General features: G+C 68.7%; 26 protein-coding genes. 18 read left to right on the top strand and 8 right to left on the bottom strand.

Annotated elements, in window-relative coordinates; all coding sequences use genetic code 11:
* Nucleotides 1–4: 4 nt before the first annotated feature.
* From LTI14_RS10150 to LTI14_RS10165, 4 genes are all read left to right on the top strand, one after another.
* Nucleotides 5–1,105, top strand: a complete 1,101-nt coding sequence (locus LTI14_RS10150) for a CPBP family glutamic-type intramembrane protease (protein ID WP_241465757.1) — start codon at nucleotides 5–7, stop codon at nucleotides 1,103–1,105.
* Nucleotides 1,106–1,157: 52 nt separating this feature from the next.
* Entirely contained in the window at nucleotides 1,158–2,519 is a 1,362-nt protein-coding gene (locus tag LTI14_RS10155) for an MATE family efflux transporter (protein ID WP_241476419.1), read from the top strand.
* 67 nt (nucleotides 2,520–2,586) lie between these two features.
* Nucleotides 2,587–3,156 carry a hypothetical protein gene (locus LTI14_RS10160; RefSeq protein ID WP_241476420.1) on the top strand — a complete coding sequence of 190 codons (570 nt, stop codon included), beginning with the start codon at nucleotides 2,587–2,589 and terminating at the stop codon, nucleotides 3,154–3,156.
* Between the two features lie 114 nt (nucleotides 3,157–3,270).
* A complete protein-coding gene (locus LTI14_RS10165) occupies nucleotides 3,271–3,684 on the top strand; it encodes a hypothetical protein (protein ID WP_241465761.1) in 414 nt (137 codons plus the stop codon).
* Nucleotides 3,685–3,928: 244 nt separating this feature from the next.
* Here LTI14_RS10165 and LTI14_RS10170 read toward each other — a convergent pair whose 3' ends face one another.
* Both LTI14_RS10170 and LTI14_RS10175 read right to left on the bottom strand, forming a co-directional pair.
* Complete coding sequence (locus LTI14_RS10170; protein WP_241465763.1) at nucleotides 3,929–4,762, bottom strand: CGNR zinc finger domain-containing protein; 834 nt, start codon at nucleotides 4,760–4,762, stop codon at nucleotides 3,929–3,931.
* 130 nt (nucleotides 4,763–4,892) lie between these two features.
* On the bottom strand, nucleotides 4,893–5,429 hold the full coding sequence (locus LTI14_RS10175; protein ID WP_241476421.1) for a dimethyladenosine transferase: 537 nt from the start codon (nucleotides 5,427–5,429) through the stop codon (nucleotides 4,893–4,895).
* Nucleotides 5,430–5,531: 102 nt separating this feature from the next.
* On the opposite strand from LTI14_RS10175, the gene LTI14_RS10180 reads away from it, so the two are divergent.
* Together LTI14_RS10180 and LTI14_RS10185 are read left to right on the top strand one after the other, a co-directional pair.
* Nucleotides 5,532–6,791 (top strand): hypothetical protein, encoded by a 1,260-nt coding sequence (locus LTI14_RS10180; RefSeq protein WP_241465766.1) that lies wholly within the window; start codon nucleotides 5,532–5,534, stop codon nucleotides 6,789–6,791.
* Nucleotides 6,788–8,341 (top strand): phytoene desaturase family protein, encoded by a 1,554-nt coding sequence (locus LTI14_RS10185; RefSeq protein ID WP_241476422.1) that lies wholly within the window; start codon nucleotides 6,788–6,790, stop codon nucleotides 8,339–8,341. The genes LTI14_RS10180 and LTI14_RS10185 overlap by 4 nt, the downstream gene beginning before the upstream one ends.
* A gap of 40 nt (nucleotides 8,342–8,381) precedes the next feature.
* Here LTI14_RS10185 and LTI14_RS10190 read toward each other — a convergent pair whose 3' ends face one another.
* A complete protein-coding gene (locus LTI14_RS10190) occupies nucleotides 8,382–9,077 on the bottom strand; it encodes a LysE/ArgO family amino acid transporter (RefSeq protein ID WP_241470756.1) in 696 nt (231 codons plus the stop codon).
* Nucleotides 9,078–9,170: 93 nt separating this feature from the next.
* Here LTI14_RS10190 and LTI14_RS10195 point away from each other — a divergent pair, with 93 nt between their 5' ends.
* The 3 genes from LTI14_RS10195 (at nucleotide 9,171) to LTI14_RS10205 (ending at nucleotide 12,500) form a co-directional block, all read left to right on the top strand.
* Complete coding sequence (locus tag LTI14_RS10195) at nucleotides 9,171–10,064, top strand: ArgP/LysG family DNA-binding transcriptional regulator (protein ID WP_241476423.1); 894 nt, start codon at nucleotides 9,171–9,173, stop codon at nucleotides 10,062–10,064.
* A gap of 123 nt (nucleotides 10,065–10,187) precedes the next feature.
* Nucleotides 10,188–11,261: an LLM class flavin-dependent oxidoreductase gene (locus tag LTI14_RS10200; RefSeq protein ID WP_241465772.1), complete on the top strand. Its 1,074-nt coding sequence runs from the start codon at nucleotides 10,188–10,190 to the stop codon at nucleotides 11,259–11,261.
* Between the two features lie 72 nt (nucleotides 11,262–11,333).
* Nucleotides 11,334–12,500: a hypothetical protein gene (locus LTI14_RS10205; protein WP_241476424.1), complete on the top strand. Its 1,167-nt coding sequence runs from the start codon at nucleotides 11,334–11,336 to the stop codon at nucleotides 12,498–12,500.
* 28 nt (nucleotides 12,501–12,528) lie between these two features.
* Here the strand turns inward: LTI14_RS10205 and LTI14_RS10210 are convergent, their stop codons facing one another.
* Entirely contained in the window at nucleotides 12,529–13,068 is a 540-nt protein-coding gene (locus LTI14_RS10210; protein WP_241476425.1) for a small multi-drug export protein, read from the bottom strand.
* Between the two features lie 118 nt (nucleotides 13,069–13,186).
* Between LTI14_RS10210 and LTI14_RS10215 the strand changes: the two genes are divergently transcribed.
* From LTI14_RS10215 to LTI14_RS10245, 7 genes are all read left to right on the top strand, one after another.
* The gene (locus tag LTI14_RS10215) at nucleotides 13,187–13,798 is read left to right on the top strand and encodes a TetR family transcriptional regulator (RefSeq protein ID WP_241476426.1); all 612 of its coding nucleotides are present in this window, start codon (nucleotides 13,187–13,189) and stop codon (nucleotides 13,796–13,798) included.
* Nucleotides 13,795–15,414, top strand: coding sequence for an MDR family MFS transporter (locus LTI14_RS10220; protein ID WP_241476427.1), 1,620 nt, complete (start codon nucleotides 13,795–13,797; stop codon nucleotides 15,412–15,414). The genes LTI14_RS10215 and LTI14_RS10220 overlap by 4 nt, the downstream gene beginning before the upstream one ends.
* Before the next feature lie 392 nt (nucleotides 15,415–15,806).
* Nucleotides 15,807–16,436, top strand: coding sequence for a hypothetical protein (locus tag LTI14_RS10225; RefSeq protein WP_241465797.1), 630 nt, complete (start codon nucleotides 15,807–15,809; stop codon nucleotides 16,434–16,436).
* Between the two features lie 68 nt (nucleotides 16,437–16,504).
* The gene (locus LTI14_RS10230; RefSeq protein WP_241476428.1) at nucleotides 16,505–17,248 is read left to right on the top strand and encodes a copper resistance CopC family protein; all 744 of its coding nucleotides are present in this window, start codon (nucleotides 16,505–16,507) and stop codon (nucleotides 17,246–17,248) included.
* 245 nt (nucleotides 17,249–17,493) lie between these two features.
* On the top strand, nucleotides 17,494–18,141 hold the full coding sequence (locus tag LTI14_RS10235) for a copper chaperone PCu(A)C (protein WP_241470750.1): 648 nt from the start codon (nucleotides 17,494–17,496) through the stop codon (nucleotides 18,139–18,141).
* Nucleotides 18,131–19,429: a Dyp-type peroxidase gene (locus tag LTI14_RS10240; RefSeq protein ID WP_446740389.1), complete on the top strand. Its 1,299-nt coding sequence runs from the start codon at nucleotides 18,131–18,133 to the stop codon at nucleotides 19,427–19,429. The genes LTI14_RS10235 and LTI14_RS10240 overlap by 11 nt, the downstream gene beginning before the upstream one ends.
* 198 nt (nucleotides 19,430–19,627) lie before the next feature.
* Entirely contained in the window at nucleotides 19,628–20,035 is a 408-nt protein-coding gene (locus tag LTI14_RS10245) for a YccF domain-containing protein (protein WP_241476474.1), read from the top strand.
* 64 nt (nucleotides 20,036–20,099) lie between these two features.
* Here LTI14_RS10245 and LTI14_RS10250 read toward each other — a convergent pair whose 3' ends face one another.
* Nucleotides 20,100–21,530: an aldehyde dehydrogenase family protein gene (locus tag LTI14_RS10250; RefSeq protein WP_241476430.1), complete on the bottom strand. Its 1,431-nt coding sequence runs from the start codon at nucleotides 21,528–21,530 to the stop codon at nucleotides 20,100–20,102.
* Nucleotides 21,531–21,766: 236 nt separating this feature from the next.
* On the opposite strand from LTI14_RS10250, the gene LTI14_RS10255 reads away from it, so the two are divergent.
* Both LTI14_RS10255 and LTI14_RS10260 read left to right on the top strand, forming a co-directional pair.
* Nucleotides 21,767–22,144 carry a hypothetical protein gene (locus LTI14_RS10255; RefSeq protein ID WP_241470748.1) on the top strand — a complete coding sequence of 126 codons (378 nt, stop codon included), beginning with the start codon at nucleotides 21,767–21,769 and terminating at the stop codon, nucleotides 22,142–22,144.
* Nucleotides 22,145–22,197: 53 nt separating this feature from the next.
* Complete coding sequence (locus LTI14_RS10260; protein ID WP_241470747.1) at nucleotides 22,198–22,368, top strand: hypothetical protein; 171 nt, start codon at nucleotides 22,198–22,200, stop codon at nucleotides 22,366–22,368.
* Between the two features lie 2 nt (nucleotides 22,369–22,370).
* On the opposite strand, the gene LTI14_RS10265 is transcribed toward LTI14_RS10260, so the two are convergent.
* The 3 genes from LTI14_RS10265 to LTI14_RS10275 are packed head-to-tail and all read right to left on the bottom strand — an operon-like array spanning nucleotide 22,371 to nucleotide 25,547.
* The gene (locus LTI14_RS10265) at nucleotides 22,371–23,813 is read right to left on the bottom strand and encodes a bifunctional PIG-L family deacetylase/class I SAM-dependent methyltransferase (RefSeq protein ID WP_241476431.1); all 1,443 of its coding nucleotides are present in this window, start codon (nucleotides 23,811–23,813) and stop codon (nucleotides 22,371–22,373) included.
* A complete protein-coding gene (locus LTI14_RS10270; protein WP_241476432.1) occupies nucleotides 23,800–24,837 on the bottom strand; it encodes an acyl-CoA dehydrogenase family protein in 1,038 nt (345 codons plus the stop codon). Before LTI14_RS10270 ends, LTI14_RS10265 begins: the two co-directional genes overlap by 14 nt.
* Nucleotides 24,834–25,547, bottom strand: coding sequence for a glycosyltransferase (locus LTI14_RS10275; RefSeq protein ID WP_241476433.1), 714 nt, complete (start codon nucleotides 25,545–25,547; stop codon nucleotides 24,834–24,836). The genes LTI14_RS10270 and LTI14_RS10275 overlap by 4 nt, the downstream gene beginning before the upstream one ends.
* Nucleotides 25,548–25,661: the final 114 nt, after the last annotated feature.

Here is a 25,661-nt window from a genome sequence, read left to right on the forward strand (position 1 = left end):
CGTGATGACTCAGCCTCCGCATAACCCCTATGGCCATGATCCGCGCTACCCGGCGCCCGATGTCTACGGTCCTCAGCCCGGTCTTCATGGCGGACCGCCGCAGCACTACGGCCAGCCGGTCCACCCCTACGGCGAGCCGCCTCACCAGCACGCCCAATCGCTGCAGCCCGGTCAGCAGCCCGGCCAGCCGCCGCAGGGCGGGTGGCCGCCGGCGTCGCACCCGCCGCGCAAGCGGCAGCGCGACGCCGAGCCTGGCCGCTTCATCTGGGGTGATCTCATCGCGGTGCTGGTCTATGTGATCGTGATGCTCGTCGGCGGCGTGAGCCTGCTGGCCCTGCTGCCGCCCTTCTCCACCATGCTGGGCTCCGGGGTCGAGCAGCAGGAGCAGCAGGCGCTGTTCCTGATCAACGTCATCGGCTACGCGGTGATGGTGGTCATCGCTCTCGCGCTCTCCGCCAAGGCGTTGTGGCGCTCGGTGCGCGCCTTCGGCTACCTGTGGTGGCTGAAGCTGCTGCTGGTGCCCGTGGCCTGGGTGGTCACGCTGATCCTCACCGCCCTGCTGGTGCTGAGCCTGGGCGGGGAGCCGGAGACCTCGGAGAACCAGCTGGCGATCGAGTCCATGCTGGCGTTCGTGCCGTTCCTCGCCGCAGTGCTGGTGATGGGACTGCTGGGCCCCTATGTGGAGGAATACTTCTTCCGCCACCTGCTCATCGGGAAGCTCTCCCGCTATATCAACATCTGGATCTGCGGGGCGATCTCGGTGATCACCTTCCCGCTGCTGCACTTCATCCCGGCGCTGGTGGCGATGCTCGCCAGTCCCGGCGCGGCCACGGACCTCACCGTGGTCTCGGTGGTGCCCTACGTGGTGATGGGCTCGGTGTTCACCGTGGCCTACATCCTCACCGGGCGCTCGCTGGTCTACGCCTGGCTGCTGCACGCCTTCAACAACGTCATGGCGCTGGTGATGGCCTACTTCGTCCAGCCCCAGCTCGAGCAGTTCCTCGAGGACAGCGGGATCGACGACCTCGGCGGTCTGGTCTGGCACACCGGCGCGGTGCTGCGCGTGCTCACCGAGACGACCCTGGCGCTGGCCGGGGGCAAGTGAACCAGCTGCACCTGAGCCGGCGCGCAGGTCACCGGCGCCAGGGTCCGCGCTGATGGCGGCGAGACCGGCACCGGAGTCTGTGCCGTCCCGCGATCCGCGGCCGATGGGCCGGCAGATCCTCGCCCTGGCGGTCCCCGCCCTCGGGGCGCTGGTGGCCGAGCCGCTGTTCCTGCTGGCGGACACCGCGATCATCGGCCGGCTGGGCGTCGACGAGCTCGCCGGAGCGGCGCTGGGGATCACCGTGATGCACACCGTCACCGGACTGATGATCTTCCTGGCCTATTCGACCACCCCGGCGGTGGCGCGCTTCGTCGGCGCCGGTCGGCTCTCCCGGGCGCTCGCCGCGGGCCGCGACGGGCTCTGGCTCGCGGTGATGCTCGGGGCGGTGCTGGCCTTCGCCGGACTGGCGTTCGGTGAGCAGCTGCTCCTGGCCATGGGCAGCTCCGCAGACATGCAGGTCCACGCCTGGAACTACCTGCTCTGGTCGCTGCCCGGGGTCCCGGCGATCCTGCTGGTCTTCGCCGCCGTCGGAATGCTGCGCGGGCTGCAGGACACCAGGACCCCGCTGGTGGTGGCCGCCGTCGGCTTCGGCGCGAACATCGTGCTGAACCTGATCCTGGTGCACCCGCTGGGGCTGGGCACCGCCGGAGCCGCCCTCGGCACCTCCATCGCCCAGTGGGGGATGGCGATCACCTATCTGGTGATGCTGATCCCCAGGATGCGGGCAGTCGGAGTGCCCTTGGGCGTGGACCCCATCGCGCTGCGCCAGGCGGCCAGCGTGGGGTCCTGGATGATGCTGCGCACGGTCTCGCTGCGCGCGGCCATCGTGGCCACGGTCCTGATCGCCACCGATCTCGGACCGCACACCCTCGCCGCGCACCAGGTGGCCTTCACCATCTTCTCCACCCTGGCCTTCGTGCTCGACGCCCTGGCCATCGCCGCGCAGGCACTCATCGGCAAGGAGCTCGGCGCCTCCCGGGTGCAGGAGGCCAAGGCGATGACCCGCACGATGACCCGCTGGGGACTCGGGTTCGGCGTGATCACCGGCGGGCTGATCGCGCTGGCGGCGCCCTTCGCCCCGGCCCTGTTCACCCCGGACGATCGCGTCGCCGCCGGCGTCACCGCCGCGCTGCTGGTCATGGCCGCGGCCCAGCCGCTCGCCGGCTTCGTCTTCGTGCTCGACGGCGTGCTCATGGGCGCCGGCGATGTGCGCTACCTCGCCGTCGTCGGGCTGCTGAACCTCGCGGTGTACCTGCCGCTGCTCTGGTGGATCTCCAGCGCCGGTTTCAGCGGCACCGAGGCGATCGTCTGGCTCTGGGCCGGATTCGCCGTGGTGTTCATGGGTGCCCGCGGGGTCACGCTCGGGGTCCGGGCCTACGGGGAGCGCTGGATGATCGCCGGCGAGCAGCGCTGAGCCGCACCGCTGGGCCGGGCACCCTGCCTGGGTCGGGCCGCCGGGCCGCAGCGGTAGACTCTGCTGCGTGCCTGTGAAGAAGATCCCCGCCGCCACCGCCGAAGAGCTGACCCGACCGGTCTGGCTCCGCGCGGTCATCACCGTGATCTTTGCCGTGGTCGCGATCTTCTGGCAGGAAGAGACCGTCACGCTGTTGAAGATCTCCATCGCCGGGTTCTTCGTGCTCGGCGCCACGGCCGTCTGGGACTACGCCAAGGTCGAGGCGGTGCCGATCAGCCTGCGCGGACCGCTGGCCATGGGCGCCGCGGCCTGGGTGCTCGCCGGGGTCGCTGTGATCTTCGTCAACACCGCCGCCGCGGCCGCCGTGATCGCGGCCATCGGGTTCGCGGCGATGGGCGTGGCCGAGCTCGTCGGAGGATTCAGGGCCCGGCATGACTTCGTCCCGGCGCGGGATCAGATCATCCTGGGTGCCGTGGGCGTGCTCACCGCGCTCGGTCTCGCGATCGGCCTCCAGCTGGACCCCCATGGGATTCTCGGGGTCGCTGGGATGGGCGTGGTCATCATGGCGGTGGTGCTGCTGATCAGCGGCGCCGGACTGCTCCATGACGCCAAACGGGGGCGTGCGTCGACTCAGTGAGTCGCTGAATCGTCGCCGTTCTACTACAGGACGTAGAATTGACCTGGTGGTGCCACGCCGCAGGCGCAGCCCACCCGAGACCAGATACCGATGCTCAGGAACGAGGAACTCCCAGTGGCTGAAGACGATAAGGGGCGCCGATCTCTGCTCGAGACGGTCAAGGCTCCGCTGATCTTCTCCTTCGCCATGGGATTCGTGGCGGGATTCGTCACGCTGATCACCTCCTCCGGCGGCACCGACAACCCGGCACGGCTTGACCTGGGGCTGATCGCGTTCGGGATCGGCTTCATCGCCACGCTGCTGGTGATCTCGATGCTGCACCTGGCCTCGCGGGACAACCCGGAGCACCTCTCGGAGGGCTCGGGTGTGAATCGGAACTCCGAGGAGCTCTACCGCCAGCAGGTGGCGACGCGCCGCGAAAAGGCCCGCCGCAAGAAGGCTGACGAAGCGGCCCAGGCCCGGCGCGACGCCGGGGAGCCCGAGGACGGCGACGAGCCGACCTACGGGCGTCGCGACGACCGCCGCTGATCCTCGACCTCCACCAGGTCTGGCCGCGCTGCCCCCTCAGGAGGGCACTCGACGCTTCGAGGCGCGCTGCGCCCCCAGCGGGCACGCCGTCACATCTCGGATGCTCGAATCTGGGCACGCATGAACCCCGCACCCGCCGAGTCCGGCGCAGCAGCACCTTCCTCGGCCGGCCCGGGGTTCATGCCCCCGACTGACAAGCACGTCACAGCCTCCTGTTTTCCGTGACGGTCCCTCAGTCGTGCGGCTACGTCTTGGCCTTCTTCTTCTCCTTCTTCAGCTTCTTCGCTGATTTCTTGTCACGCTTCTCCATCAGCTCATCACGCATCCGGTCGCGGAACTCCTTGGCCGCCCTGGCGGACTGAGAGGTGGGCACTTCGATCTGTGCCGCCTTCTCTGCCGCGCTCGGCTTGACCAGTCGCGGACTGTCCAGCGTGTCCGAATGCGCTACAGCGTGCCGACTCGAGTGTGCGACGGGGGCCGCCGCCTCGGGCGCGGTGGAGAACGTCTTGCGGTGTGCTGCCTGACGGGCCCGGTAGGCCCGCACATGGGCGCGGTTGGCGCAGTTGCCGAAGTCGCAGAACAGCCTCGAGCGATTGCGGGTGAGGTCGATGATGACCGCATCACAGCCTTCGCCCTTGCAGGTGCGCATCCGCGCCGTCTCATCCCGCACCACCAGGTGCTGGATGGCAGTGGCCATACTCGCCGTCATCACATCTGCGAGCTCCTTCGACGCCGGCACCGGCTCAGCGCGGTACTCGCCATCTGAGCCGCGGGCGACCTTCAGTCCCACGCCGCGCAGGAGCTCGTTGAGCACCTGGATCGGGGCGTCGGATTTGATCGGGGTCGCGCTCCAGATCTGCTGGACCTTCTCACGCAGGTGCTGGATCTTCTCCAGCTGCGTCCGGTCAGCGCCGGAGGGTGGCCAGCGCAGGGCCGGATCCCGCGAACTCAGATACTCCTTGAGCTGCGTCACCGTGGTGAGCTGATCCAGACCGGGCGTGGCGCTGCGCAGTCCTTCGCCGGTGTTGACCAGGTCGGCTGCCGCTACGAGGGTTCGGTCAGTATCCACATCGAACATGCATCTCCTCTCCCGAGGTCATAGCACCCGGCCGAGATCCGCGGCCTCGCGGCGGCGGGCGCTGGTGTGCCGCTAATGTTAGTCCATGTGGGGTCAGGGCCGGGGGTCCTTCCGCCGGGCTGAGGGACGTTCAGTCGTCAGGGCCGAACAGTTTCTGCAGCCTGGAGAGTGAGGCCTCGATCCCTCGACCGTTGCGGGAGTAGACCTTCGACGCCGTCAGGGCCGCTCGCATGAGTCGGTTCTGAGCACGTGCGTCGTAGGACTCGGTGACCAAGGTGCTGTCCGTGCCCGGCCGGATCGGAGTCATCTCCCAGCGCCACCGGTGCCCTGTGGGCTGGACCCATTCCAGCACCCCCGGTCGCTGCGCCGTCGGCCGCTGTGAGGTCAGCACCCGAAGCGGCAGCGTATAGGGGACCCCGAAGACGCGCATCCGGACGCTGAAGCGATCGCCGGTCTTCAGCTGATGCGGCCCGATCGCCTGGCTCTGGACGGTGCCGGATCCGTCGATCTCGTGGTGACGATGCGGATCTGCGACCAGTGCGAAGATCTCCTGCGCCGAGGCGGCGACTTCGGCGCTGAAGGCCACCACGTGGACGCCGCGGTCTACCTGCTCGGGTGGGCGCGGAGCGTTTCGGGGGTCAGATGGTGAGGATGCGGGTGTGCTCATGGGCCTCAAGTCTAGGCCGGCGGTCCTGACAGCAGAGGTCCGTTCGCCGGGAGTTCACCGCACCAGCTTGCAAGAAGCTCCCCCTGCGGCAAGGCTTGGGCGGTGATCAACTCCACCTCCACCCACGGCACAGCTCGCCGGCTCGCGGCGCAGGCCGCGGTGGAGGAGGCCTCCCATCCGGCGGAGACCACCCGTTCCCAGGCTGAGACGCAGGCCCGGCTTCAGGTGCTGATCGAGTCGCGCGCCATCTGGTGCGCCATCGGAGGGGCGCTCATCGGGCTGGGAGCTGGATTCTTCGTCTTCACCGATCATCGGCCGCCGCTGGCCGGAGACGGGTCGATCCAGGTGTATGGATCCATCGTCGGCGGGGTCACCGCCGGGCTCGCCTTCCTGCTGGGCTTCTCGCTGAACACCAGACTGGCCAACATCTGGCTGGGGCAGCGGCCACGGATCCGCCAGGTGATGGACACCTTGGCGCTGCTGGTGGTCCATTCCTCGATCGCGGTGATGGTCGCGCTGGGACTCTTCCGGGTCTTCCAGGAGGCGTTCATCGGGCTGACCGTGGACTACATCGCCGGTGCCGTGCTGCTGGCGATCGTCGGCGGCACTTCGGGGTACTTCAGCTTCAACTCCGGCGCGCGGATCAATGCGTTCACGCTCTCCACGCTGCTTGCGCTCTTCACCGCCTCAGGGGTGCTGGTCTCGATGATCTTCGCCGAGAACCCCTTCTGGTGGCATGTGATGTTCTCCGAGCTGGGCACCGGCCAGGCCGGGCTCACCTCCTTCTGGACCTTCAACACCACGCTGGTGGTCTCCGGGACGATCATCACCACACTCACCGCGTTCATCACCCGCGACCTGGAGATCTGGTCTGACCACATCACCAGCACCCGCGAGCAGGAGCTGCAGCGGCGGCAGGAGGAACGCCGCCGGCGCAGCGGCAGGCTGCCGGTGGGGGCGCGGCTCGCCGCCGCGATGACCCGACACGTCTGGCGGCCGCGGATCGGGATGCTGCGAACGGTGATGATCAGCATGGGCGTCTCGCTCGCCGGGGTCGGACTGGTGCCGATCAGCCTGCACCATGACATCCACGTGGTCTTCACCGCCGGCTTCGGACTGTCCTTCTTGATCTTGCTGATCGGCATGCCCTATCTGCTGCCCGGCTTCCCGCGCACCTTCTACCTGATCAGCTACCTCGCCGCGGCGGCCGTGCTCTTCGCCGTCGCCCTGTGGGAGCCCATCGGCTATTACAACCTGACCTCCCTGGAGCTGATCGGAGCCGCTGTGCTCTTCTCCTGGATGGTCGTTTTCATCCGCAACATCGCCGCCCTGGTCGCCCAGCTGAAAGGTCCCCACACATGAAGCGAGCCGCCGTCGTCGGGTCAGGTCCGAACGGACTGACCGCCGCCTGCCTGCTGGCCCAGGCCGGATGGGAGGTCACCGTCTACGAGGCCGCCGCCGCACCCGGGGGCGCCATGCGCTCGGCCGAGCTCTTCGCCGGGGAGCTCGGCGGCGCGGTGCCCGGCGGGGAGGGCGTGATCAGTGACCTCGGGGCCAGCGTGTTCCCCTTCGGCCCGCCGCCGGTCCCCGGCGTCATGCGCCACGGCCTGGAGTACGTCCACGCCTCGATCCCCGCCGCCCACGGGCTCGACGACGGCGCCCCTCCAGCCCTGCTGGAGACCTCGGTGCGTGCCACCGCCGCCGGGCTCGGCCCCGACGGTGCCGCCTGGACCCGAGTCTTCGGACCGGTGGCCCGGGACTGGGACCAGGTGCTGCGCGCAGGGATGACCCCGATCACCGCGCCGTGGACCAACCTGCAGTCCGACTCGGCAGCGCGTCGACTGCAGTCGCTGCTGCAGATCGGTGCCCGCGGCGCCTGGCCCTCGACCTGGCTGCAGCAGATCTTCGCCGAGGCGCCGGCAAAGGCGCTCTTCGCCGGTCTCGCCGGGCATGCGACCACCGACCTGCGCAGGCCGCTGACCTCAGCCTTCGGGCTGCTGCTGGGGACCGCCGCGCAGGTGACCGGCTGGCCGATGGCGCGCGGAGGCTCCGGCGCGGTGGTGCGCGCCCTGGTCGCGGAGCTTGAATCCCACGGCGGCACCGTGTTCACCGGCCGCCGGATCCTCGGCCTGGAGGATCTGCGCGAGCCCGGCAGCACCGGTCCCGGCGGACACGTCCCCGACGCGGTGCTGCTGGACCTGACTCCGCGCCAGCTGCGCAGCTTCAGCGGCCTGCGGCTGCCGCGCGGATATTCGCGGGCGCTGAGCAGCTGGAACTACGGCACCGGCATCGTGAAGATCGACTATCTGCTCGAGGGTCCGATCCCGTGGCGGCACGAGTCGATGGGCCGGGCCAGCACGGTCCACCTCGGCGGCGGCGCGTCCCAGATGGCGGCTTCGGAGGCCGCAGCTGTGCGCGGCACCCTGCCCGGGCGGCCCTATGTGCTGCTGACCCAGCCCGCCGCCGCCGATCCCTCCCGGACCCCTGATGAGCGGACCGTGGCCTGGGCCTACGCCCATGTCCCCGGCGGGCTCTCCGGGTCTGCGGTGCCCCGCGCCGCGAAGATGATCGAAGCCGAGATCGAAGCTCAGGCCCCCGGGTTCGGTGCGTCGGTGCAGGCACGCAAGCTCTGGAGCCCCGCGGATCTGCAGGAGTGGAACCCGAACCTGGTGGGCGGCTCCATCAGCGCCGGTGCGCCGACGCTGCGACAGTTCCTGGCCCGGCCGGTGCTGCGCGCAGATCCCTACCGGGTGCCCCAGGCCGGTGGCGAGGCGCCGGGAACTCCCGGGCTGGCACGCTCCGGCGGCCCAGGACCAGAGGTCTACCTCTGCTCCGCCTCGACACCTCCGGGCGGAGGCGCCCACGGGATGGCCGGGTTCCACGCGGCCCAGTCAGTTCTGCGCCGGCACTGACCGGGTAGCACTGACTGGGCAGCGCTGACTGGGCGCGGGATCAGAAGCCGCTGAAGGCCAGCAGCCCCGCGACCACGACCATGATGGCACCGACGAAGATGTCGAGCACCTGCCAGGTGCGCGGCCGGTTGAGCCACTTGGAGAGCACCGCCCCGCCGAGGGCCAGCGAGCTGAACCAGACGATCGAGGCGATCACCGCACCGGCGGCGAAGAGCCAGCGCTGATCCCCGAAGGTGTTCGCCATGGTGCCCAGCACCACCATCGTGTCGACCCAGGCGTGCGGATTGAGGATGCTCACGCTGAGCCCGGTGGCGGCGATCGAGGAGATCCGGGTGACCTGGACCTGCTGCGCCTGCTTCACGGCGGTGCCGCCTGCGCCGGAGGAGCCGGGCGCGCCGTCGTCGTCGGCGTCCTGGCTGGAGAGTTCGACATGGACCCCGGGCTTCAGCGCCTGCCCCGCGCGGCGGGCCGAGCGGAAGGAGCGGTAGGCGAACCAGGTCAGGTAGGACACGCCCAGCCAGCGCAGCACCTCCATCAGCCACGGCGCGTGATCGAGCACCGCGCCGACGCCTGCGGTGCCCAGCGCGATCAGCAGGATGTCGCCGAAGACGCAGCAGGCCACCGCCAGCAGCACGCGATCGCGACGCAGGCCCTGGCGCAGCAGCCAGGCGCTCTGCGGGCCGATCGCGACGATGAGGGCCAGGCAGGTCAGGAGTCCGGTGAGGAAGATGGTCATGGCTCCATCTTGGAGTCTGTACCATCATCCGCACCAGCTCAGGATCCTTCACTATCTGAAGCAATGCTTCAGATATGCCGGTAGACTTGACCCATGAACACTGATCACCTGCGAGCCTTCGTCGCGGCGGTGGATGAGGGGACCTTCGAGTCCGCCGCCGCGCTGCTGCAGATCTCCGGATCCGCCTTCTCCCAGCGGATCAAGGCGCTGGAAAAGGAGGTGGGCCACGTGCTCGTCACCCGCACGGTCCCGGTGGTGCCGACCGAATCCGGGGCGGAGCTGCTGCGGATCGCCCGGCAGACCGTGATGCTGGAGGACGAGGCGCGACGCAGCCTCGGCTTCCACCGGATCCCCGGCGAGGCGGCGCCCACGGTGACCCTCTCTGTGGCGGTGAACGCGGATTCCCTGGCCAGCTGGTTCCTGCGGGTGCTGCAGGAGGCCGCCACCTGGGACGACGTGGAGCTGCACTTCTACGCCGAGGACCAGGAGCACACCCACGAGCTGCTGCGCAACGGCACGGTGGCCGCCGCGGTGGCGGAGAATCCCTCGCCGGTCTCCGGGTGCCGCTCCACCGTGCTGGGGGTCATGCGCTACTGGCCGGTGGCCAGCACCGAGCTGCTGGACCGGCACCGCTCCGCGGCAGGGGTGGTGGACTGGCAGCGGGTCCCGCTGGTGGAATACGGCATCCGGGATTCGCTGCAGCGCACCGGTCTGCGCCGACTTGGGGTCTCCGGAACCCCGACGACCCATATGGTCCCCTCGGTGGAGGCCTATAACGCAGCCGTCGGCTATGGGCTGGGCTGGGGGATGATTCCCGAGTCGATGATGCCGCCCGGGGTGATGGAGGGGGCGCACCGGGATCTGGTGATCGTCGAGGAGATCGGACTGCAGGAGACCACCCTGCACTGGCAGCACTGGTCCAGCACCACCTCGGCGATGGATCGACTGACCGCCGCGGTGCGCCGGGCCGCCGCGCGCATGAGCTGAGCGTCCCGGCCCGGAGGTGCTGAGGGTTCCGGCCTTGAGGCGCTGAGCCGCGAGGGATCCAACAACCTCTAAGTCTTTAAAATTTTGAGGAATGGAGCGGGAATGAGTGGTGTTGCACCAGCCATGAGCATCAGCACAGAGCGCCACAGCGACCAGTTCGAACTCGGCCTGCACACCTTCGGAGACGTCACCAAGACCCTCGACGGTGAGCAGGATGTCCCGCAGCCTCAGGTGCTGCGCAATGTCCTGGCAGAGGCCAGGATGGCCGACGCCTCGGGGGTCGACGTCATCGGCATCGGCGAGCACCACCGCCCGGACTATGCGATCTCGGCACCCGATGTGGTGCTCTCCGCGATCGGCGCCGCCACCGAACGGATCAAGCTCACCTCTGCGGTCACCGTGCTCTCCTCCGACGACCCGGTGCGGGTCTACCAGCGCTTCGCCACCATCGACGGGCTCACCAATGGCCGTGCCGAGGTCTCGCTGGGCCGCGGCTCCTTCATCGAGTCCTACCCGCTCTTCGGCTATGACCTCTCCGATTACGAGCAGCTCTTCGAGGAGAAGGTCGAGCTCTTCACCCGGCTGCGCTCCGAGACCGCGATCAGCTGGCAGGGCAGCACCCGCGGCCCGCTGAAGAACCAGGAGATCTACCCCAAGACCGATCACGAGCACGGTCTGCCCACCTGGATCGCCGTGGGCGGCACCCCCAATTCGGTGGTCCGGGCCGCACGGCATGGCCTGGGACTGGAGCTGGCGATCATCGGCGGCGCCCCGGAGCGTTTCCGCCCGCTGGCCCAGCTCTATCAGAAGGCGCTCGATGAGTTTGGTCACAGCGGCAACCGTCGCATCGCCGTTCACTCCCACGGATTCGTGGCGCCCACCGACGAGGAGGCGCTCGACGTCTTCTACCCGTCCTGGGCCGAATCGATGGCGAAGCTCGGCCGTGAGCGCGGCTGGGGCAACGGTCATCCGTCCCGGGCGCAGTTCGAGCAGGAGGTCCACCAGGGAGCCCTGTATGTAGGCTCCCCAGAGACCGTGGCCAAGAAGATCGCGCGCACCCAGAAGCTGCTGGGCAACAGCCGCTTCGGCATGAAGTACGGCAATGCCAGCCTGGCGCACGAACACATGATGAGCGCCGTCGAGCTCTACGGCACCCGGGTCAAACCTCTGGTGCTGGACATGCTCAGCGACTCCTGAGCACGCCGAGGCAGTGTCAGCGCGCCGCGAGCGCGCTGACATTGCCTCGGAGCAGAACGGTACTGTGATGACATGGCATCGCAGGAGACGTACGAAGACACGCATGAGGAACACAGCACGGGAACGGCGCCAGGGGAGCAGGACACGCAGAACCAGGGCCAGGTCGACCAGTACAGCGCAACGGATCTGCCCGTCCGTGACGGCAGCATCGTGGTCTACTCCGACCCCGGCCGCACCTCGCTGCTCGTGCGCAAGATGCTCCAGCAGCCCCAGCGCGGCCGCAACTCCGGCTGGGCGCGCGGCGCAGAGGTCACCCAGGAGCAGGTGCTGATCCCGCTGCGCGAAGATGCCACATTGGACCTCGTCGTGGCCAAGCGCTGGGCCCGCGAGGCCGAGGCCGATATGACGGTCATCGTCACCGAGATCCCCCGCATGGCCGGGGAGCGGCCCAAGACGGCGGAGCTGCACTTCGCGGACAGGCTCGCCATCATCTCGCTGCCCGCGCTGGGACCGGCGTTCATCATGCATTCGCTGCGACGGGAGCTGCATCGAGTGGTCACCGCGCTGTTGAACGAGTCGGTGGATGCCGCGCGCCAGTACGGCGGCTACTACGCCCATGTCGAGGAGCAGAAGGGCGACGACACGTTCTTCATCTCCCCAGGGATGCTGTTCCCCGGGCGGCTCTGGATGACCTTGGGCATGGTTGCGGCCAACGAGCCGCTCTGGTCCCTGCCCAAACTCTCCGGCGTCTTCGCCGCCGCCGCCGCCACCGGCGCGTTCGGCATCTTCTTCACCACGATCTGGGAGATGGCGAGCTTCCTGCCGCACTGGCGGCTGGCCATCGTCTCGGTGGCCGCGGTCGGCATCGTCAGCGCCTGGCTGATCATCAGCAACCGGCTCTGGGACCGGTCCGCCGTCGTCGGCGGTGCCCGGGAAGCGGCCATGTACAACATCTCCACCGTGGTGAGCCTGCTGACCAGCGTCACCGCGCTGTACTTCGTGCTGTTCGTCTCGATCCTGGTGGTCGGGCTGCTGCTGATCGAACCCGGGTTCATGGCCGACGTCCTCAGGCAGGAGACCGGCTTCATGAACTACGTGGAGATCGCCTGGCTCTCGGCCTCGCTGGGCACCTTCGCCGGCGCCATCGGGGCCAACTTCGACGACAGCGTGAACCTGAAGAACCTCACCCAGGGATCCCGAGAGCTGCAGCGCTACCCCAAGGACGCGGAGCAGCGCTGAGGTGCTTCCGGTCTCTGCGCTGGGCTCCCTAGGCGATGAGGGTGAGTCCCCAGACGGTGAGCAGCGCGAACCCGGCGCCCCAGAGGATGACCGAGACCAGCATCCAGGCCATCACCGCGTGACGTGAGGCGCCGAAGGACACCATCAGCGGGGCCGTGAACTGGCTCGGCAGCGCGAGCGGCCCGAGGATCGAGACCCCTGGCACGCCGAAGCGATCAAAGATCCGCCGGACCTTCTCGCGCTTGGCGGACTTCTCCGGGTCCATCTGCTGCGGGCGCTTGTGCAGGATCGCGGTGCGCACCCAGTGGGCGACGTAGACGACCAGGATCAGCGAGAGCATATTGCCGACGACGGCGGCGATGAGCGCCACCGCCGGGTGCATGCCCGCGAGGATTCCGATCGGAGCTCCGAAGAACGACTCCACAAAGGGAATGGCGGAGACCAGGATGACGCCGAGCCACTGAAGTGCCGCTGGCAGGCCCTGGGTCCAGTTCTGCAGGTCTGCGACCCAGCTGTCCCCGTCCACGGCGGTGGCGACGTCGGTGGCAAGTGTGAGTGATTCGAGCATTGCCTCAGTATTTCGGAGTATCGCCCGGGCTGCGTCAGCCCGAGGGGTGATCCGTGGAGAGTCTTGTCCACATCTCCTTGCACTTGTGCAAAGTTGTATCGGTGCATAAGATGCACTAGTGCAAGAAAATCTGACGCAGCGCAGGCGCAATCAGCGCGACACCTGGAACGCCATCCACCAGGCCGCCTTCGCCCTGGCCTCGTCCGAGGGACCCGGCGCGGTCACCGTGGATGAGATCTCCGCCAGGGCGGGCGTCTCCCGCCGAACGTTCTTCAACTACTTCCCGGTGAAGGAGGACGCGGTGCTGGGGACCCGGTCAGCGGAGCTGGACCCGGCCGTCGTCGAACGCTTCCAGGCCTCCACCGAGGATGAACTCACCCGCGTGGTGCATCTCTTCGTGTCCGTGGTGCGCACCTGCCTGCCCGAGGAGACCGCCGCGCAGCGCCGGGCGATCATCGCGGAGCACCCGCAGCTGCGCGCCAGGCTCGCCGAGCTGCTCGCGCAGGTGGAGCGGCTCGTGTATTCGGCCGTGCACGCCGAGGCAGACCAGGGCGGGATGCACCTGCCCGAGGGAGCAGGCACCCACGCCTTCGAGGCGCTGCTCGCGCTCGCCGGCGGCATCACCAAGTTCGCCTTCACCCGTTATCACGAGGCCGGCGCGGAGAGCCTGGATCCCTTCATCAGCGAGAGCATCGCCCTGTTCAGACAAGTCGTGGAGACCACCCGATGACCAGCCCCGAGACCTCTTCGACGCCGAAGCTCACCCCGCCGTCCGAGGCGAGTGCCACCGCCGAGGCCGCGGCGCCCAACGGTGCTGCGGAGCCCGACGCGGCCGGCGCCGACGCCAGCTCCCCGCCCGAGACCGGACACCTGAAGTGGATCTTCAGCGCCCTGATCCTCGCCATGCTGATGGCCGCACTGGGTCAGACCGTGCTGGCCACCGCGCTGCCGACCATCGTCGGTGAGCTCGACGGCGTGGAGCACATGGCCTGGGTGATCACCGCGTTCATCCTCGCCTCGACGGTGATGATGCCGGTCTACGGCAAGCTCGGAGACATGTTCGGGCGCAAGCCGCTGTTCATCTTCGCGATCATCGCCTTCGTCATCGGCTCCGCACTTGGGGGCGCGGCGGACAGCATGGCCCAGCTCGTCGGGGCCCGGGTGATCCAGGGGATCGGCGGCGGTGGACTGATGATCCTCTCCCAGGCGACCATCGCCGACGTCGTCCCGGCGCGGGAGCGCGGCCGCTATATGGGCGTGATGGGCGGGGTCTTCGCATTCGCCTCGGTCGCCGGTCCGCTGCTGGGCGGCTGGCTCACCGACGGTCCAGGCTGGCGCTGGACGCTGTGGATGAACGTGCCGCTCGGCGCGCTCGCGCTGATCGGGATCGTGCTGCTGCTGAAGCTGCCGCCGCGACCACCCGAGGCGCGCGGCCGGATCGACGTGTGGGGGATGGTGCTGCTGGGAGTGGCCACCACCGCCGTCGTGCTGATCGCGACCTGGGGCGGGGGAGAGTTCGCCTGGACCTCGCCGATGATCCTGGGCCTGCTCGCCGCGATGGTCGTCTCGGGGCTGCTCTTCACCTGGATCGAATACCGGACCCCCGAACCGATCCTGCCGCTGATGCTCTTCCGCAACCGCAACTTCGTGCTCACCATGGTCGCCGGACTGATCACCGGTGTGGCGATGTTCGGCGCGCTGGGATATATGCCCACCTACCTGCAGATGGTCACCGGCTACACCCCGGCCCAGGCGGGGATGCTGATGATCCCGATGATGGGCACGCTGCTGGTGGCCTCGGTCGTCGTCGGCCGCAGGGTGAGCAAGTCCGGGCGGTATAAGCGCACGATGGTGGTGGGCAGCGTGATCACCGCGCTGGGCCTGGGGCTGCTCTCCACGGTCAGCGCCGACTCCCCGGTGATCCTCGAATGCCTCTACCTCGGCGTGCTCGGGCTCGGGCTGGGCTGCACGATGCAGCTGCTGACCCTGGTCGCGCAGAACTCCTTCGCGCTGCGCCATGTGGGCACCGCGACGGCGGGACAGAACTACTTCCGCCAGGTCGGGGCCACGCTGGGCGCGGCCGTGATCGGCTCGCTCTTCGCGACCCGGCTCACCGAGATGCTCACCGAACGGCTGCCCGCCGACGCCGCCGGCGGGGTGGGCGCGAACTCGCTGACCCCGGAGCTGGTGCGCGGGCTGCCGGACTCGATACAGGCGGTGGTCGTGGAGTCCTATAACGAGGCGCTGGTGCCGCTGTTCCTCTGGATGGTGCCGCTCGCGCTGATCGCCACCGTGATGCTGCTCTTCGTGGAGGAGAAGCCGCTGGCCACGACGCTGGACCGCTGAAGCAGGCGCTCCTTGCGCCGCCGCGTTTCATCTACTGGGCGATTTGAGGGAGTTTCCGGGTGGGATTCGGTCCGAAAATCCCCCAAATCGCCCAGTAGATGCAGGCTGGGTGGTCAGGGCTGACGCAGCCGGGTCCACCAGCACTCCCGGCCCCCGGCCCGCCACCCGAACCAGGCTCCGGCCGAGTCGGGGATCACGAAGGCGGCCCAGGCCAGGAATTGAGAGCGTCTCTATGGGGGGCCTCGCTGAGGCGATCTCGTCCAGCGGAATCCACCCCCGCCACCCACGCCCCCCCCCCGAGTTCTACACGCTGTAGTAGACTCGCCCGCATCAGCCGAGGGAAGGGGGATCCTGTGGTCAATGCCGCGGACTTCACCCTTTCACCGCGTCCCGTGACCGGGACCGCTCGGCTGACCCGCGGGCTGCTGGCCGCGACCCTGGCCATCGGTTCCGCTGCGATCTCCCACTCGGCCGCAGGCCACCACATGCCGCACTGGATCGTGCTGGTCCTGGCTCTCGCGGTGAGCCTTCCCGTCTGTGCCTCGCTCTCCGCCGTGCGGCTCAGTCGGGCCCGGCTCGGCGCCGCGGTCGGGTTCAGCCAGGCGGTGCTGCACGGTCTCTTCGCGCTCTTGCCTGCCACGGGGGCCTCCGCCAGCGCGACTGTGAACAGCGACGCGGCAGCTCACGCCGGGCATGCGGCCCATGATCACGCCGTCACGGTGGTCGGTGCGGCGCAGACCAGCACGGTCGCTCAGGTGCTGCCTGATGCGCCGATGATCATCGCCCACGTGTGCGCCGCAATCTTCAGCTTCGGGGTGATCCGCCGCGGCGAACTCATTCTCCAGGCGCTTGCCGCCCTGCTGCTGCTGCGCCCGGTCTTGCTGCTGTTCCTGCGTCCGGTCTCGCTGACCGGGCCCCGTGCCATCCGTGCGCACGATTCCTTCTCCACGGTGATCCTGCGGGACCTCTGGCTCGGCGGCGGCGCGCAGACCCTGCGCGGACCGCCGGTCCTCGTGAGCTGACATCGCCATATGGTTTCCACGGCTCGACGCCGGGGACCAGTCACTTCACGACGGAAAGCACTGAACTCATGTCATCCCGCACCCCCGCACACCGCACATCCACCACCTGGCGCCAGCGCGCCGGCCGCGTGACCGCACTCTCCGCGACCGCCGCGCTCGGCCTGGCCGTCACCACCATGGCGGCTCCCGCCTGGGCGCACGATTCACTCATCTCATCCTCTCCGGAAGCCGGTGACCTCCTCGAGGCGAGCCCCGAGGAGGTCACCCTCGAGTTCTCCGGCGGCGGACTGACCACCGGTGAGTCCATCACCAACATCATCGCGGTCAGCGATGAGGATGGTGAGAACTGGGAGGGCGAGACCGAGATCGAGGGTGCGACCATGTGGACCGAGCTCCCCGCGGAGCTTCCCGGGGGCGACTACACGGTCGCCTACCGAGTGGTCTACTCCGATGGGCACGCCGAGGAGAGCTCCTTCGACTTCGAAGTGGCAGAGCCGGATCCCGAGCCCACGCCGGAGCCTTCAACTCCCGCTGAGACCGAGACCGACGCCGAGACTGAGACCGAGACCGACGCCGACGCTGAGACCGAGACTGAGGCTGCTGCTCCGGCAGAGGACGACGACGTCGCCGACTCCACCTCCACGGACTCCGCCGAGGCGGATGAACCGGTGACGGGGGACGCGGCTGCGGACACCCAGCAGGACCCCGGCCTGCCGGTCTGGGCCGTCGTGGTCGGTGCTCTCACGGTGCTCGGTCTGCTTGCTGCGATCACGATGGCTGTTCTGCGCGGGCGCAAGACGCCCCGCGCCTGATCCGCCTGATCCGCCGCGCCCGACCCCGGCGCGCCTCCACGAGCCCGAACGCGCACGCCTGACTCAGCGCTGCTGATGCGCAGCCTCTGATCAGGCTCCCGCCGGCCTGCCGCTTCCCCGCGGTCAGGTCCAGCTGAGCGACCCGCTTCCCGTGGATCGCTCTCCCACCCAAGACATCTATGCCCACCGCGCACGAGTGCGCGTTCGGGTTGAAGGGCCATGCGCCCGGAAGGAACACCACTGTCATGAAGAATCCCATTTGGACTCTCTCTGCCCTGGCGACAGCCGCAACACTGACGCTCACCTCTTGCAGCGAAGGCGGATCAGAAAGCACAGCGTCCGAGAGCCCGCAGACCGAAGCAGCCCAGGCCGAAGCGAAGGAGGATGCGCGCATCCAGAGCAGCCAGGACGACATGTGGGCGCGCGCCACCGATTCCGAGATGACCAGCGTCTTCGGCACCATCGAGAACCTGACCGATCAGGACCTCACGGTGGTGGCCGCCAGCTCCGAGGTCGCGGGAATCACGGAGCTCCACGAGATCGTGGAGGAGGACGGCCGACAGATCATGCAGGAGATCGAGGATGGCTTCATCATCCCGGCCTCCGGCTCCCTGGAGCTGCAGGCCGGGGGCGATCACCTGATGCTCATGGACCTGCAGCAGGAGCTGCTGCCCGGAGAGGTGTTCGACATCTCGCTGGAGTTCGAGGACGGCACGCAGGAGAGCATCAAGGCCATGGTCCGTGACGACGGCGGTCAGGACGAGCCCTACGAGCACGGCGGCGATATGGATCCCATGGACCACGGGAACGGCTCCGAGGGCGACGGCCCCGCGAGCCACGGTGACGCCAGCGGTCATGAACGCGATCACGAGTCCGATGATCATGAACGCTGAGGGGCCGCACGAGACCGACTCTGCGCGGACGGACTCGGGGCTCAGAGGCTCCGACCGAGCAGCCTCCCGGCATGGCTTCTCTCGCCGCGGCCTCCTGCTCGGCGCCGGGGTCGGCGGAGCAGGTGTGGCCGCGGCGGCCAGCATCGGCAGCGGGCTGCGCTGGGGCGACCCTGAGCCCGAGGTGCGCACCAGCAGATACGGCTCCGAGACCGTGCCGTTCTTCGGGGAGCGGCAGGCGGGCATCGACACCCCCGCTCAGGCTCATGCGCTCCTGATCGCGCTTGATCTGAGAGAACCCCGCAATGCCGAAGGCATCCAGCGGCTGCTGCGGCTGCTCAGCGATGACGCCTCCAGGCTGACCGCCGGTCGGCCGGCGCTCGCGGACACGGAGCCGGAGCTCGCTGGTAATCCTGCGAGCATGACGGTCACCTTCGGCTTCGGCCGACGGCTCATCGACAGGCTGGATCCTCGAGCCGCGCCCGCGTGGCTGAAGGATCTGCCGGACTTCGAGATCGACGAGCTCGAGCCCGCGCTGTGCGGCGGAGATCTGCTGCTCCAGCTCTGCGGCAACAACCCGATCTCGCTGGCTCATGCGCGCAGGATCATGCTCAAGAGCGCGCGAAGCGAGGCGCGGCCCCGGTGGATCCAGAACGGTTTTCGTTCAGCACATGGGGCCCAGGAGCAGGGATCGTCCATGCGAAACCTCTTCGGTCAGGTGGATGAGACCGTCCAGCCTGAGCGCGGCGGGGACGGCAACGAGTTCGCCGTCTGGGGCCACCCGCCGTCGGGCTCTGCCGGTGCGCTCACCCCGTGGGTGGAGGGCGGCACATCGCTGGTGATCCGGAGGATCCAGATGGATATGGACGGGTGGGATGAGCTCGCCCGCAGCGGCAAGGAATCTTCGGTGGGGCGGGACCTGAGCGTCGGAGCACCGCTGACCGGCACCCGCGAACACCAGGATCCGGACTTCGAGGCCACCAGCGCGCTGGGCTTCCCGGTGATCGAGGAGTTCGCCCATATCCGTCGCGCCCACCAGGTGGGGCCCGAGGAGCAGATCCTGCGCCGCGGCTACAACTATGACGATCCGGCGTCCGGTGAACAGATCAGCAACAGCGGTCTGATCTTCATCTCCTACCAGGCCGACGTCGACCGCCAGTTCCTGCCCATCCAGAGGCGCCTTGCGGAAGGGGACCGGCTCAACGAGTGGACCACCCCTGTCGGCAGCGCAGTCTTCGCCGTGCCGCCCGGGTGTCAGCCAGACGGCTTCATCGGCGACTTCCTCATCTGACCTCACCCCGAAGAGGGCATTCAACGACTACCGACATCAGGGCAGTCGAGCCTGCCCAGAACCGCCCCCTGCGAGGGAGCCAGGGCGGTGTGCTCAGGGGTCGCTGGGTGTAGAGACGACAAGCGCGAAAGCAGAGCAGGACCGCTGCCCTTCTGAGCGCAGCCGCGGATGCTATTGAATAGTGAGATGAACTCCACGATCTCTACGATTCTCAATGTCATCTGGCTCCTCTTCGGCGGCCTGTGGCTGGCCCTGGGTTACTTCATCGCCGGGATCATCTGCTGCCTGCTGATCATCACGATCCCCTTCGGCCTCGCGTCCTTCCGGATCGGGGCCTACGCGCTGTGGCCGTTCGGCCGCACGATCGTTGACCGCAGCCCTCGGGGTGCAGGTCTGTTCACCACCATCGGCAACGTGATCTGGATCCTGGTGGCGGGCATCTGGATCGCCATCGGCCACGTGCTCACCGCGATCCCGATGTTAATCAGCATCATCGGGATCCCGCTGGGCATCGCGAACCTGAAGCTGATCCCGGTCTCGCTGATGCCGCTGGGCAAGGTCATCGTCACCTCCAACGCGGTGCTGCCCACCTACCGTCACGCCTGAGCAGCCGGTTCGGCCTTCGAGTCGGGCAGAACGCGGACCGAGGGCGGGCAGCGCGAGCCCGGCGTCAACCCTTGAGCAGGATCCGGCGCATGCCCCAGGAGATCGGTGCCTTCGCGAGCCGGGTCGGATCGAAGCCGGGAAGCTTGCGCAGCACGCCCCGCTCATGGCTGAAGGTCGCCACGCTGTACTCGCCGTGATAGCGGCCCATGCCGCTGGCGCCGACCCCACCGAAAGGCAGGGTGGACACCGCCAGCTGCGTCATCACGGTGTTGAAGGTGATGCCACCGGATGAAGTCCGCTCGAGGAAGTCCTCGCGCACCAGAGGGTGCTCGGTGAAGGCGTAGAGCGCCAGCGGCTTCGGCCGCGCGTTGATGAACTCGATGGCCTCGTGGTGGTCCGCCACCGTGAGGATCGGCAGGATCGGACCAAAGATCTCGTCCTGCATGACCGCCGAGTCAGGCTCCACATCCAGCAGCACCGTGGGTGCGATGTACCGGGCAGAGACCTCCGCCGAACCGCCGATGACCGCGCGGCCGGAGCCCAGCAGCCCGGCGAGGCGCTCGGCGTGACGCTCATTGATGATCCGCCCGTAGTTCTCCGCGCGTGCGGGATCGGAGCCGAAGGCGCGGCGCGTGACCCGTGCGATCTGAAGCGCCAGCGGCTCGGCGAGCTCGGGAGTGGTCAGCAGGTAGTCCGGCGCGACGCAGGTCTGGCCGCAGTTGCTGAACTTGCCCCACACCAGCGCCTCAGCCGTGGCGGTGAGATCAGCCGAGGAGTCGATCCAGACCGGGGACTTGCCGCCGAGCTCCAGCGTCACCGGGGTCAGGTGCTTCGCCGCGGCGGCCATCACGATCGAGGCCACCGTGCCGTTGCCGGTGTAGAAGATGTGATCGAAGGGGTGCTCCAGCAGTCGGGTGGTCTCTTCGACTCCGCCCTCGACCACCTGCACGGCCTCGGCGTCGAGGTACTCCGGAATCAGCTCCGCCACGGTCGCCGAGACCGCAGGAGCCAGCTCGCTCGGTTTGAGCACCACCGAGTTTCCGGCCGCCAGCGCGCCGATCAGCGGCATCAGCAACAGGTGGAACGGGTAGTTCCAGGGGCCGATGATCAGCACCGTGCCCAGCGGCTGGCGCTGCACATGCGCGCGAGCGCTGCCCACGATGAACGGGACCGAGGTGCTCCGATCCCGGGTCCAGCGCTCAAGGTTCTTCACCGCGTGCTTGACCTCGGACTTCACCGAGAGGACCTCGGTGAGATGAGCGTCGACGTCGTTCTTCCCCAGATCCGCGGCCATCGCCGCATGGATCTCCGGTGCCCGCTCCTCGAGCAGCCGCAGGATGCCCCTGAGCTGGTCCCGGCGCCAGTCCATCGACCGGGTGCGGCCGCTGTTGAAAGCGGCCCGGGTCCCAGAGACGCAGGCGTCCACGCCGGCAAGGGGGGTGGAGATCTGCTTCGCGGGAGTGCTGCGCACCTCGGCGGGGGTGTATGGCGTCATGGAGTGAACCTCTCAGGTCAGGGCGTCCTGCCCACCCTACAGATCAAGAACCCGCCCCGACCTGGATCAGGAGACGGTGGAGAAACAGCCGTCTCACCTCGTCAGAGGCTGATGACACTGACTCTCATTTTGCGTTAGATCCGTTAATAGTTATACCTTCTAACAGTAAGGTTGATGAAGAGGCAGATGCGTTACTGCAACAGGGGGGCAGCCGCCAAAGGGTCCGGAGAAATCAGATGAGCGCACGAGCATTCCCCAACAGCACGATCACGCCGGGAAACACGACGCCTCAGCCCGTCCCGCGGGAGACGCACGGCCATGTGACCCAGGAAGCGGCCCAGCGAATTCGCTGCATGCGCTACGACCAGATGGCCAAGGCGGCATCCGCCGGCCTCATGGCTCACCCACATGTGGAGTCCGCAATCGTGGAGATCTCCGGCGACGACGCCGGTCTGGTCTTCCAGCTCAGCTGCACCATCAATGCCGACTCTGATCCCTCCGATCTGATGGAGACGATCTCCCAAGGCGTGATCTCGAACATCGAGCGGATGCTCGGCACCGAGTTCGCCTCCCGGCGGCTGCACTTCAATCGAAGCCTCTGCAGCGCCGCCTGAGCGCGGCCACCTCCCATAACAACTCACCGCCACACCTTCTTGAGGAGCCCGCCATGGACACCACGCTGATCCAGACGTTCAATGCATTCTTTCTGGCTGCCGTGGTGCTCGCCGTGCCCGTGCTGATCCTCGCGGGGATCTGGACCGCCACCGTGGAGCTCCGCCGTCCGGTCCCCGCGACGGTGGAGATTCCGGCCGGGAGCCGAGCCGTTCACCAGCCCTGACCTCAGTGCAGAAACTCGGTCTGGGCCACGCTCGGGCCCGCCGGGCCGAGCACGTCGATCAGCATGTCGAGATCCTCATAGCTGCCTTGGACGGCCCAGCCGGGCACCGCCCGCAGGTCGGCCCGGATCTGCTGCGCTGAGCGGAACGCCTGGGCATCGGGGTGGCGCCAATGCACCGACACCAGATGGCCGCCGGACTCCAGGGTCTGCGATGCTCGTGCCAGGACCGCAGCCCACTGGGAGTCGCTGAGGTAATAGGCCAGCTCGCTGATCATGATCAGATCGAGCCTCCCGGCGGGCCAGTCCTCGATGCTGGCGTGCCGGAACGTCACGTTCTCGGCCACGACCCGCTGCGCCGCCACGTGCAGCGCTGAGCCGGAGATATCGGTGGCGAGGACCTCATCGCATCGCTGCGCCAGCAGCTCGGTCACCCCGCCGATGGAGCAGCCCGGCTCGAACGCTCGGCTGTAGCGAGCCCGGGGGAGCACGGCCATGGTCAGCCCGTATTTGCGCTGTTCATACCAGCGGGTCGTGACTCCCCACGGGTCCGATCCCCGCGCATGGAGGCCCTCGAAGTCCAGCGGTGTCCCCGGGAAGACGATCTGCTGATCCCGCAGCACAGTGTCCAGCATGCTCGGGGTGAGCACGGGCTCACCGGGGTTCCGGTCCACCGGCGTGCCATGCTCGGCCCCCAGCTGAGAGGCGAAGGCGGCGACCGCGCGGCCCCGGACCTGCGCAAGCTCGGGGTCGATCGGGATGGAGCGCGCCGCGGTCCACGGAACCTCCGGCGGACGGCCGGGCTCTGACGTCGAGTCCGAAGGTGTGCTGTGCAGCCACAGCCATACCGGGTACTGCACCAGCGCGGCGTTGCGCTGCGCCGCGGCGGCAACAGCCACCTCGCCGCAGGTGTCATGGTCCGGGTGCCCATCCCGAGAGAGCGGAGCCGCTAAAAGGGTGCCGCCGGGCATGTCCTGCAGGGCGGCGCCGATCGCCTCGGCGAGCGGTTCGCGGTGGGCGGCGAGCTCGCCGTCGGGCAGGTGCAGCCGGATGCGCTGCAGACTGCCTGGACCGCGCGGGCCCGGGGTGAGTCCGCGCAGCTCATCCAAGGCCGCCTCGGATTCGGCGGTGCGGATCTCGGCGAGCTGATCTGCGGGAATGCTGCTGGGAGGATGGGACCCGGTGCCGTCGGTGGCGGCCAGGACCCGCACGGGTGAGCCGCTGCGCAGTCCGGCGGCGATCAGCGCGGCCGCTCCGAGCACCTCATCATCGGGGTGCGGAGCCACAACCAGCAGCCCGGGCAGGTCTTGGGGGATCCAGCGTCCCGCGGCGTCGATCTCGCCGATGCCCCATTCCGGCACGTCCGCGTCATAGTTCACCAGCGCGGCACGGGTGTTGTGCGGCGCCTGAGCGCCGTGGAAGGTCCGCGGGGTCTCACCAGGTGTCATGACCGTCCCCGATCAGGTGGTCCCAGCTCAGCCCGTCCTCGGCCATGACCGCGGGGAGTGCTGCCTCATCGGTCTCCGCGTGGGACTGCCGGATGTAGACGCCGAGATCGGCGACCCGCTGAGCGTGGATCGCATCCGAGGCGAGCGGTCCGGGTCCCAGAGCGCGGCCGGTGCGGTCGATGATCTCGGCGGCCAGGCGGTCGATGTAGGTGCGCACCGCGAAGGCCTGCGCCTTCGCCAGCGGCAGGTTGTGCGGGTCGGCGTCCACGGCGCGGGCGGTGCTGCTCAGCAGCGCCCAGCCAGCGGTCAGTGCGGCGGCTGCAGCCCCGGCGTGGGCCCGCAGGATCGGTGAGGCGCTGGGCGTGGTGGCCCGGGTGAGCAGCGGGGCGGCGACGGCGCGGGCGGCGCCGTACCAGCAGGCGGCCACCCCGATGCCGCCGTGCCAGAAGCCGGCACGGTCAAGGTAGTCGGCATGGGTGCCCAGCGCGGTTGCGGGCACCTGCTCGAAAGACACCCAGCCCGAGTCGCTGGCGGCCATCCCGACCGCCTGCCAGGTGTCGGGCACCGGGGAGACGCCGGGGGAGGAGAGGTCCACCGCGAAGAGCATCTTCTGCGCGGCGCCGGCGGCTGAATCCTGGACTGGACCCGCGGCGTCCGACGCCACGGCCGCGGTGAAGACAGTCGCGGTGACCAGTGCATGGCTGCACAGCGAGGCCCCGGAGCACCAGGGCTTGGTGCCGGTCAGCGTCCAGCCCTGGCCGCTGCGCGTCGCGGTGAGCACCGGGGCCGGTGGCTCTGCGGCCCATACTCCCCAGAGCTCGCCGGCGGAGACCATCTCTGGCCGGCCCAGGTCCGTGCTGATCGCCACAGCATCGGCGTGGGCCTCATAGAGCCTGCCCGCCACCGTGTTCTGCGCGGTGAGCTCTGCGAGTCGGCGCCAGCGCCGGGCGGTCTCACCACGCCCAGGCAGCGGAGGCATGGGCTGGCGGAGGTGGGCGTGCACCTCGCGGAGAAGATCGGTCATGCGTGCAGGGCTCCCAGGGTCTGTGCGAATCCGCGCGGGGCGCGGCCGGTGGTGCGCCGTGAGGTCATCACCGGCATATCGGTGGCGGTGACCACCACGGCGTCGCTGCGGCGCAGCCGGGCCACCAGGTCCACATCCTCGTCATCGGCGAGGCTTCGGAATCCCGCCACTGCCCGGTAGGCGCGGGCGGTGAACGCCAGATTGGCACCGTGGATGTGGCTGTGTCGGCGCCCCGTGATCTTCTCGGCGTATTCGGCGGCCCAGGCCAGGCCCACCGGGTCGGCCCCGGGTACGGGGGCCAGCATCACCGTGCCCACGACGACGTCGGCGCCGCGGTCTCGATGCTCGGCCTGCTTGGCGAACCAGTCCAGTGGGACATGGCTGTCGGCGTCGGTGGTGACCAGCCACTGTTCCGCCCCGAGCGGGGCGTCAGTGACGTCTGCCAGGCCGGTCAGTGCATGCTCGAATCCGGCCGCCCGGGCAGCGCCGACGTTGTTGGCGCCGATCTCGAGCACCTCGACGCCAGCAGAGCGGGCGATCGCGGCCGTGTCGTCCGTGCAGGCGTCGGCGACGACGATCAGCCGCAGCTGAACATCCGCGTGATGTGCTGAAGCGCGGACCGCGGTGACTGCGGCACCGATGGCTCCAGCCTCGTCGTGGGCAGGAATCACGACGATCACGTGCGGGTGCTGAGCGGAGTGGGCTGTCACCAGATTGAGTCTAGGCTCTCCGCGGGGCCGGGTGTCACCGCGATCCGAAGCTTAGGTCCTGGCTCTGCCTCGGCGCCGGCCCTGATCCTCCGGGTCCGGGTGGTGCCGCCGAGA

This window comes from Nesterenkonia sp. YGD6, assembly GCF_022565895.1.
Taxonomy (GTDB): domain Bacteria; phylum Actinomycetota; class Actinomycetes; order Actinomycetales; family Micrococcaceae; genus Nesterenkonia.

Bases quoted from the DNA above. Each gene is read 5' to 3' on its own strand.
- LTI14_RS10210 (WP_241476425.1), bottom strand. From the start codon at position 13,068: ATGCTCGAATCACTCACACTTGCCACCGACGTCGCCACCGCCGTGGAC.
- LTI14_RS10150 (WP_241465757.1), top strand. From the start codon at position 5: ATGACTCAGCCTCCGCATAACCCCTATGGCCATGATCCGCGCTACCCG.
- LTI14_RS10235 (WP_241470750.1), top strand. From the start codon at position 17,494: ATGAAGAATCCCATTTGGACTCTCTCTGCCCTGGCGACAGCCGCAACA.
- LTI14_RS10270 (WP_241476432.1), bottom strand. From the start codon at position 24,837: ATGACCGATCTTCTCCGCGAGGTGCACGCCCACCTCCGCCAGCCCATG.
- LTI14_RS10255 (WP_241470748.1), top strand. From the start codon at position 21,767: ATGAGCGCACGAGCATTCCCCAACAGCACGATCACGCCGGGAAACACG.
- LTI14_RS10170 (WP_241465763.1), bottom strand. From the start codon at position 4,762: ATGTTCGATGTGGATACTGACCGAACCCTCGTAGCGGCAGCCGACCTG.
- LTI14_RS10185 (WP_241476422.1), top strand. From the start codon at position 6,788: ATGAAGCGAGCCGCCGTCGTCGGGTCAGGTCCGAACGGACTGACCGCC.
- LTI14_RS10205 (WP_241476424.1), top strand. From the start codon at position 11,334: ATGGCATCGCAGGAGACGTACGAAGACACGCATGAGGAACACAGCACG.
- LTI14_RS10220 (WP_241476427.1), top strand. From the start codon at position 13,795: ATGACCAGCCCCGAGACCTCTTCGACGCCGAAGCTCACCCCGCCGTCC.
- LTI14_RS10250 (WP_241476430.1), bottom strand. From the start codon at position 21,530: ATGACGCCATACACCCCCGCCGAGGTGCGCAGCACTCCCGCGAAGCAG.
- LTI14_RS10155 (WP_241476419.1), top strand. From the start codon at position 1,158: ATGGCGGCGAGACCGGCACCGGAGTCTGTGCCGTCCCGCGATCCGCGG.
- LTI14_RS10200 (WP_241465772.1), top strand. From the start codon at position 10,188: ATGAGCATCAGCACAGAGCGCCACAGCGACCAGTTCGAACTCGGCCTG.
- LTI14_RS10240 (WP_446740389.1), top strand. From the start codon at position 18,131: ATGAACGCTGAGGGGCCGCACGAGACCGACTCTGCGCGGACGGACTCG.
- LTI14_RS10175 (WP_241476421.1), bottom strand. From the start codon at position 5,429: ATGAGCACACCCGCATCCTCACCATCTGACCCCCGAAACGCTCCGCGC.
- LTI14_RS10265 (WP_241476431.1), bottom strand. From the start codon at position 23,813: ATGACACCTGGTGAGACCCCGCGGACCTTCCACGGCGCTCAGGCGCCG.
- LTI14_RS10230 (WP_241476428.1), top strand. From the start codon at position 16,505: ATGTCATCCCGCACCCCCGCACACCGCACATCCACCACCTGGCGCCAG.
- LTI14_RS10260 (WP_241470747.1), top strand. From the start codon at position 22,198: ATGGACACCACGCTGATCCAGACGTTCAATGCATTCTTTCTGGCTGCC.
- LTI14_RS10190 (WP_241470756.1), bottom strand. From the start codon at position 9,077: ATGACCATCTTCCTCACCGGACTCCTGACCTGCCTGGCCCTCATCGTC.
- LTI14_RS10195 (WP_241476423.1), top strand. From the start codon at position 9,171: ATGAACACTGATCACCTGCGAGCCTTCGTCGCGGCGGTGGATGAGGGG.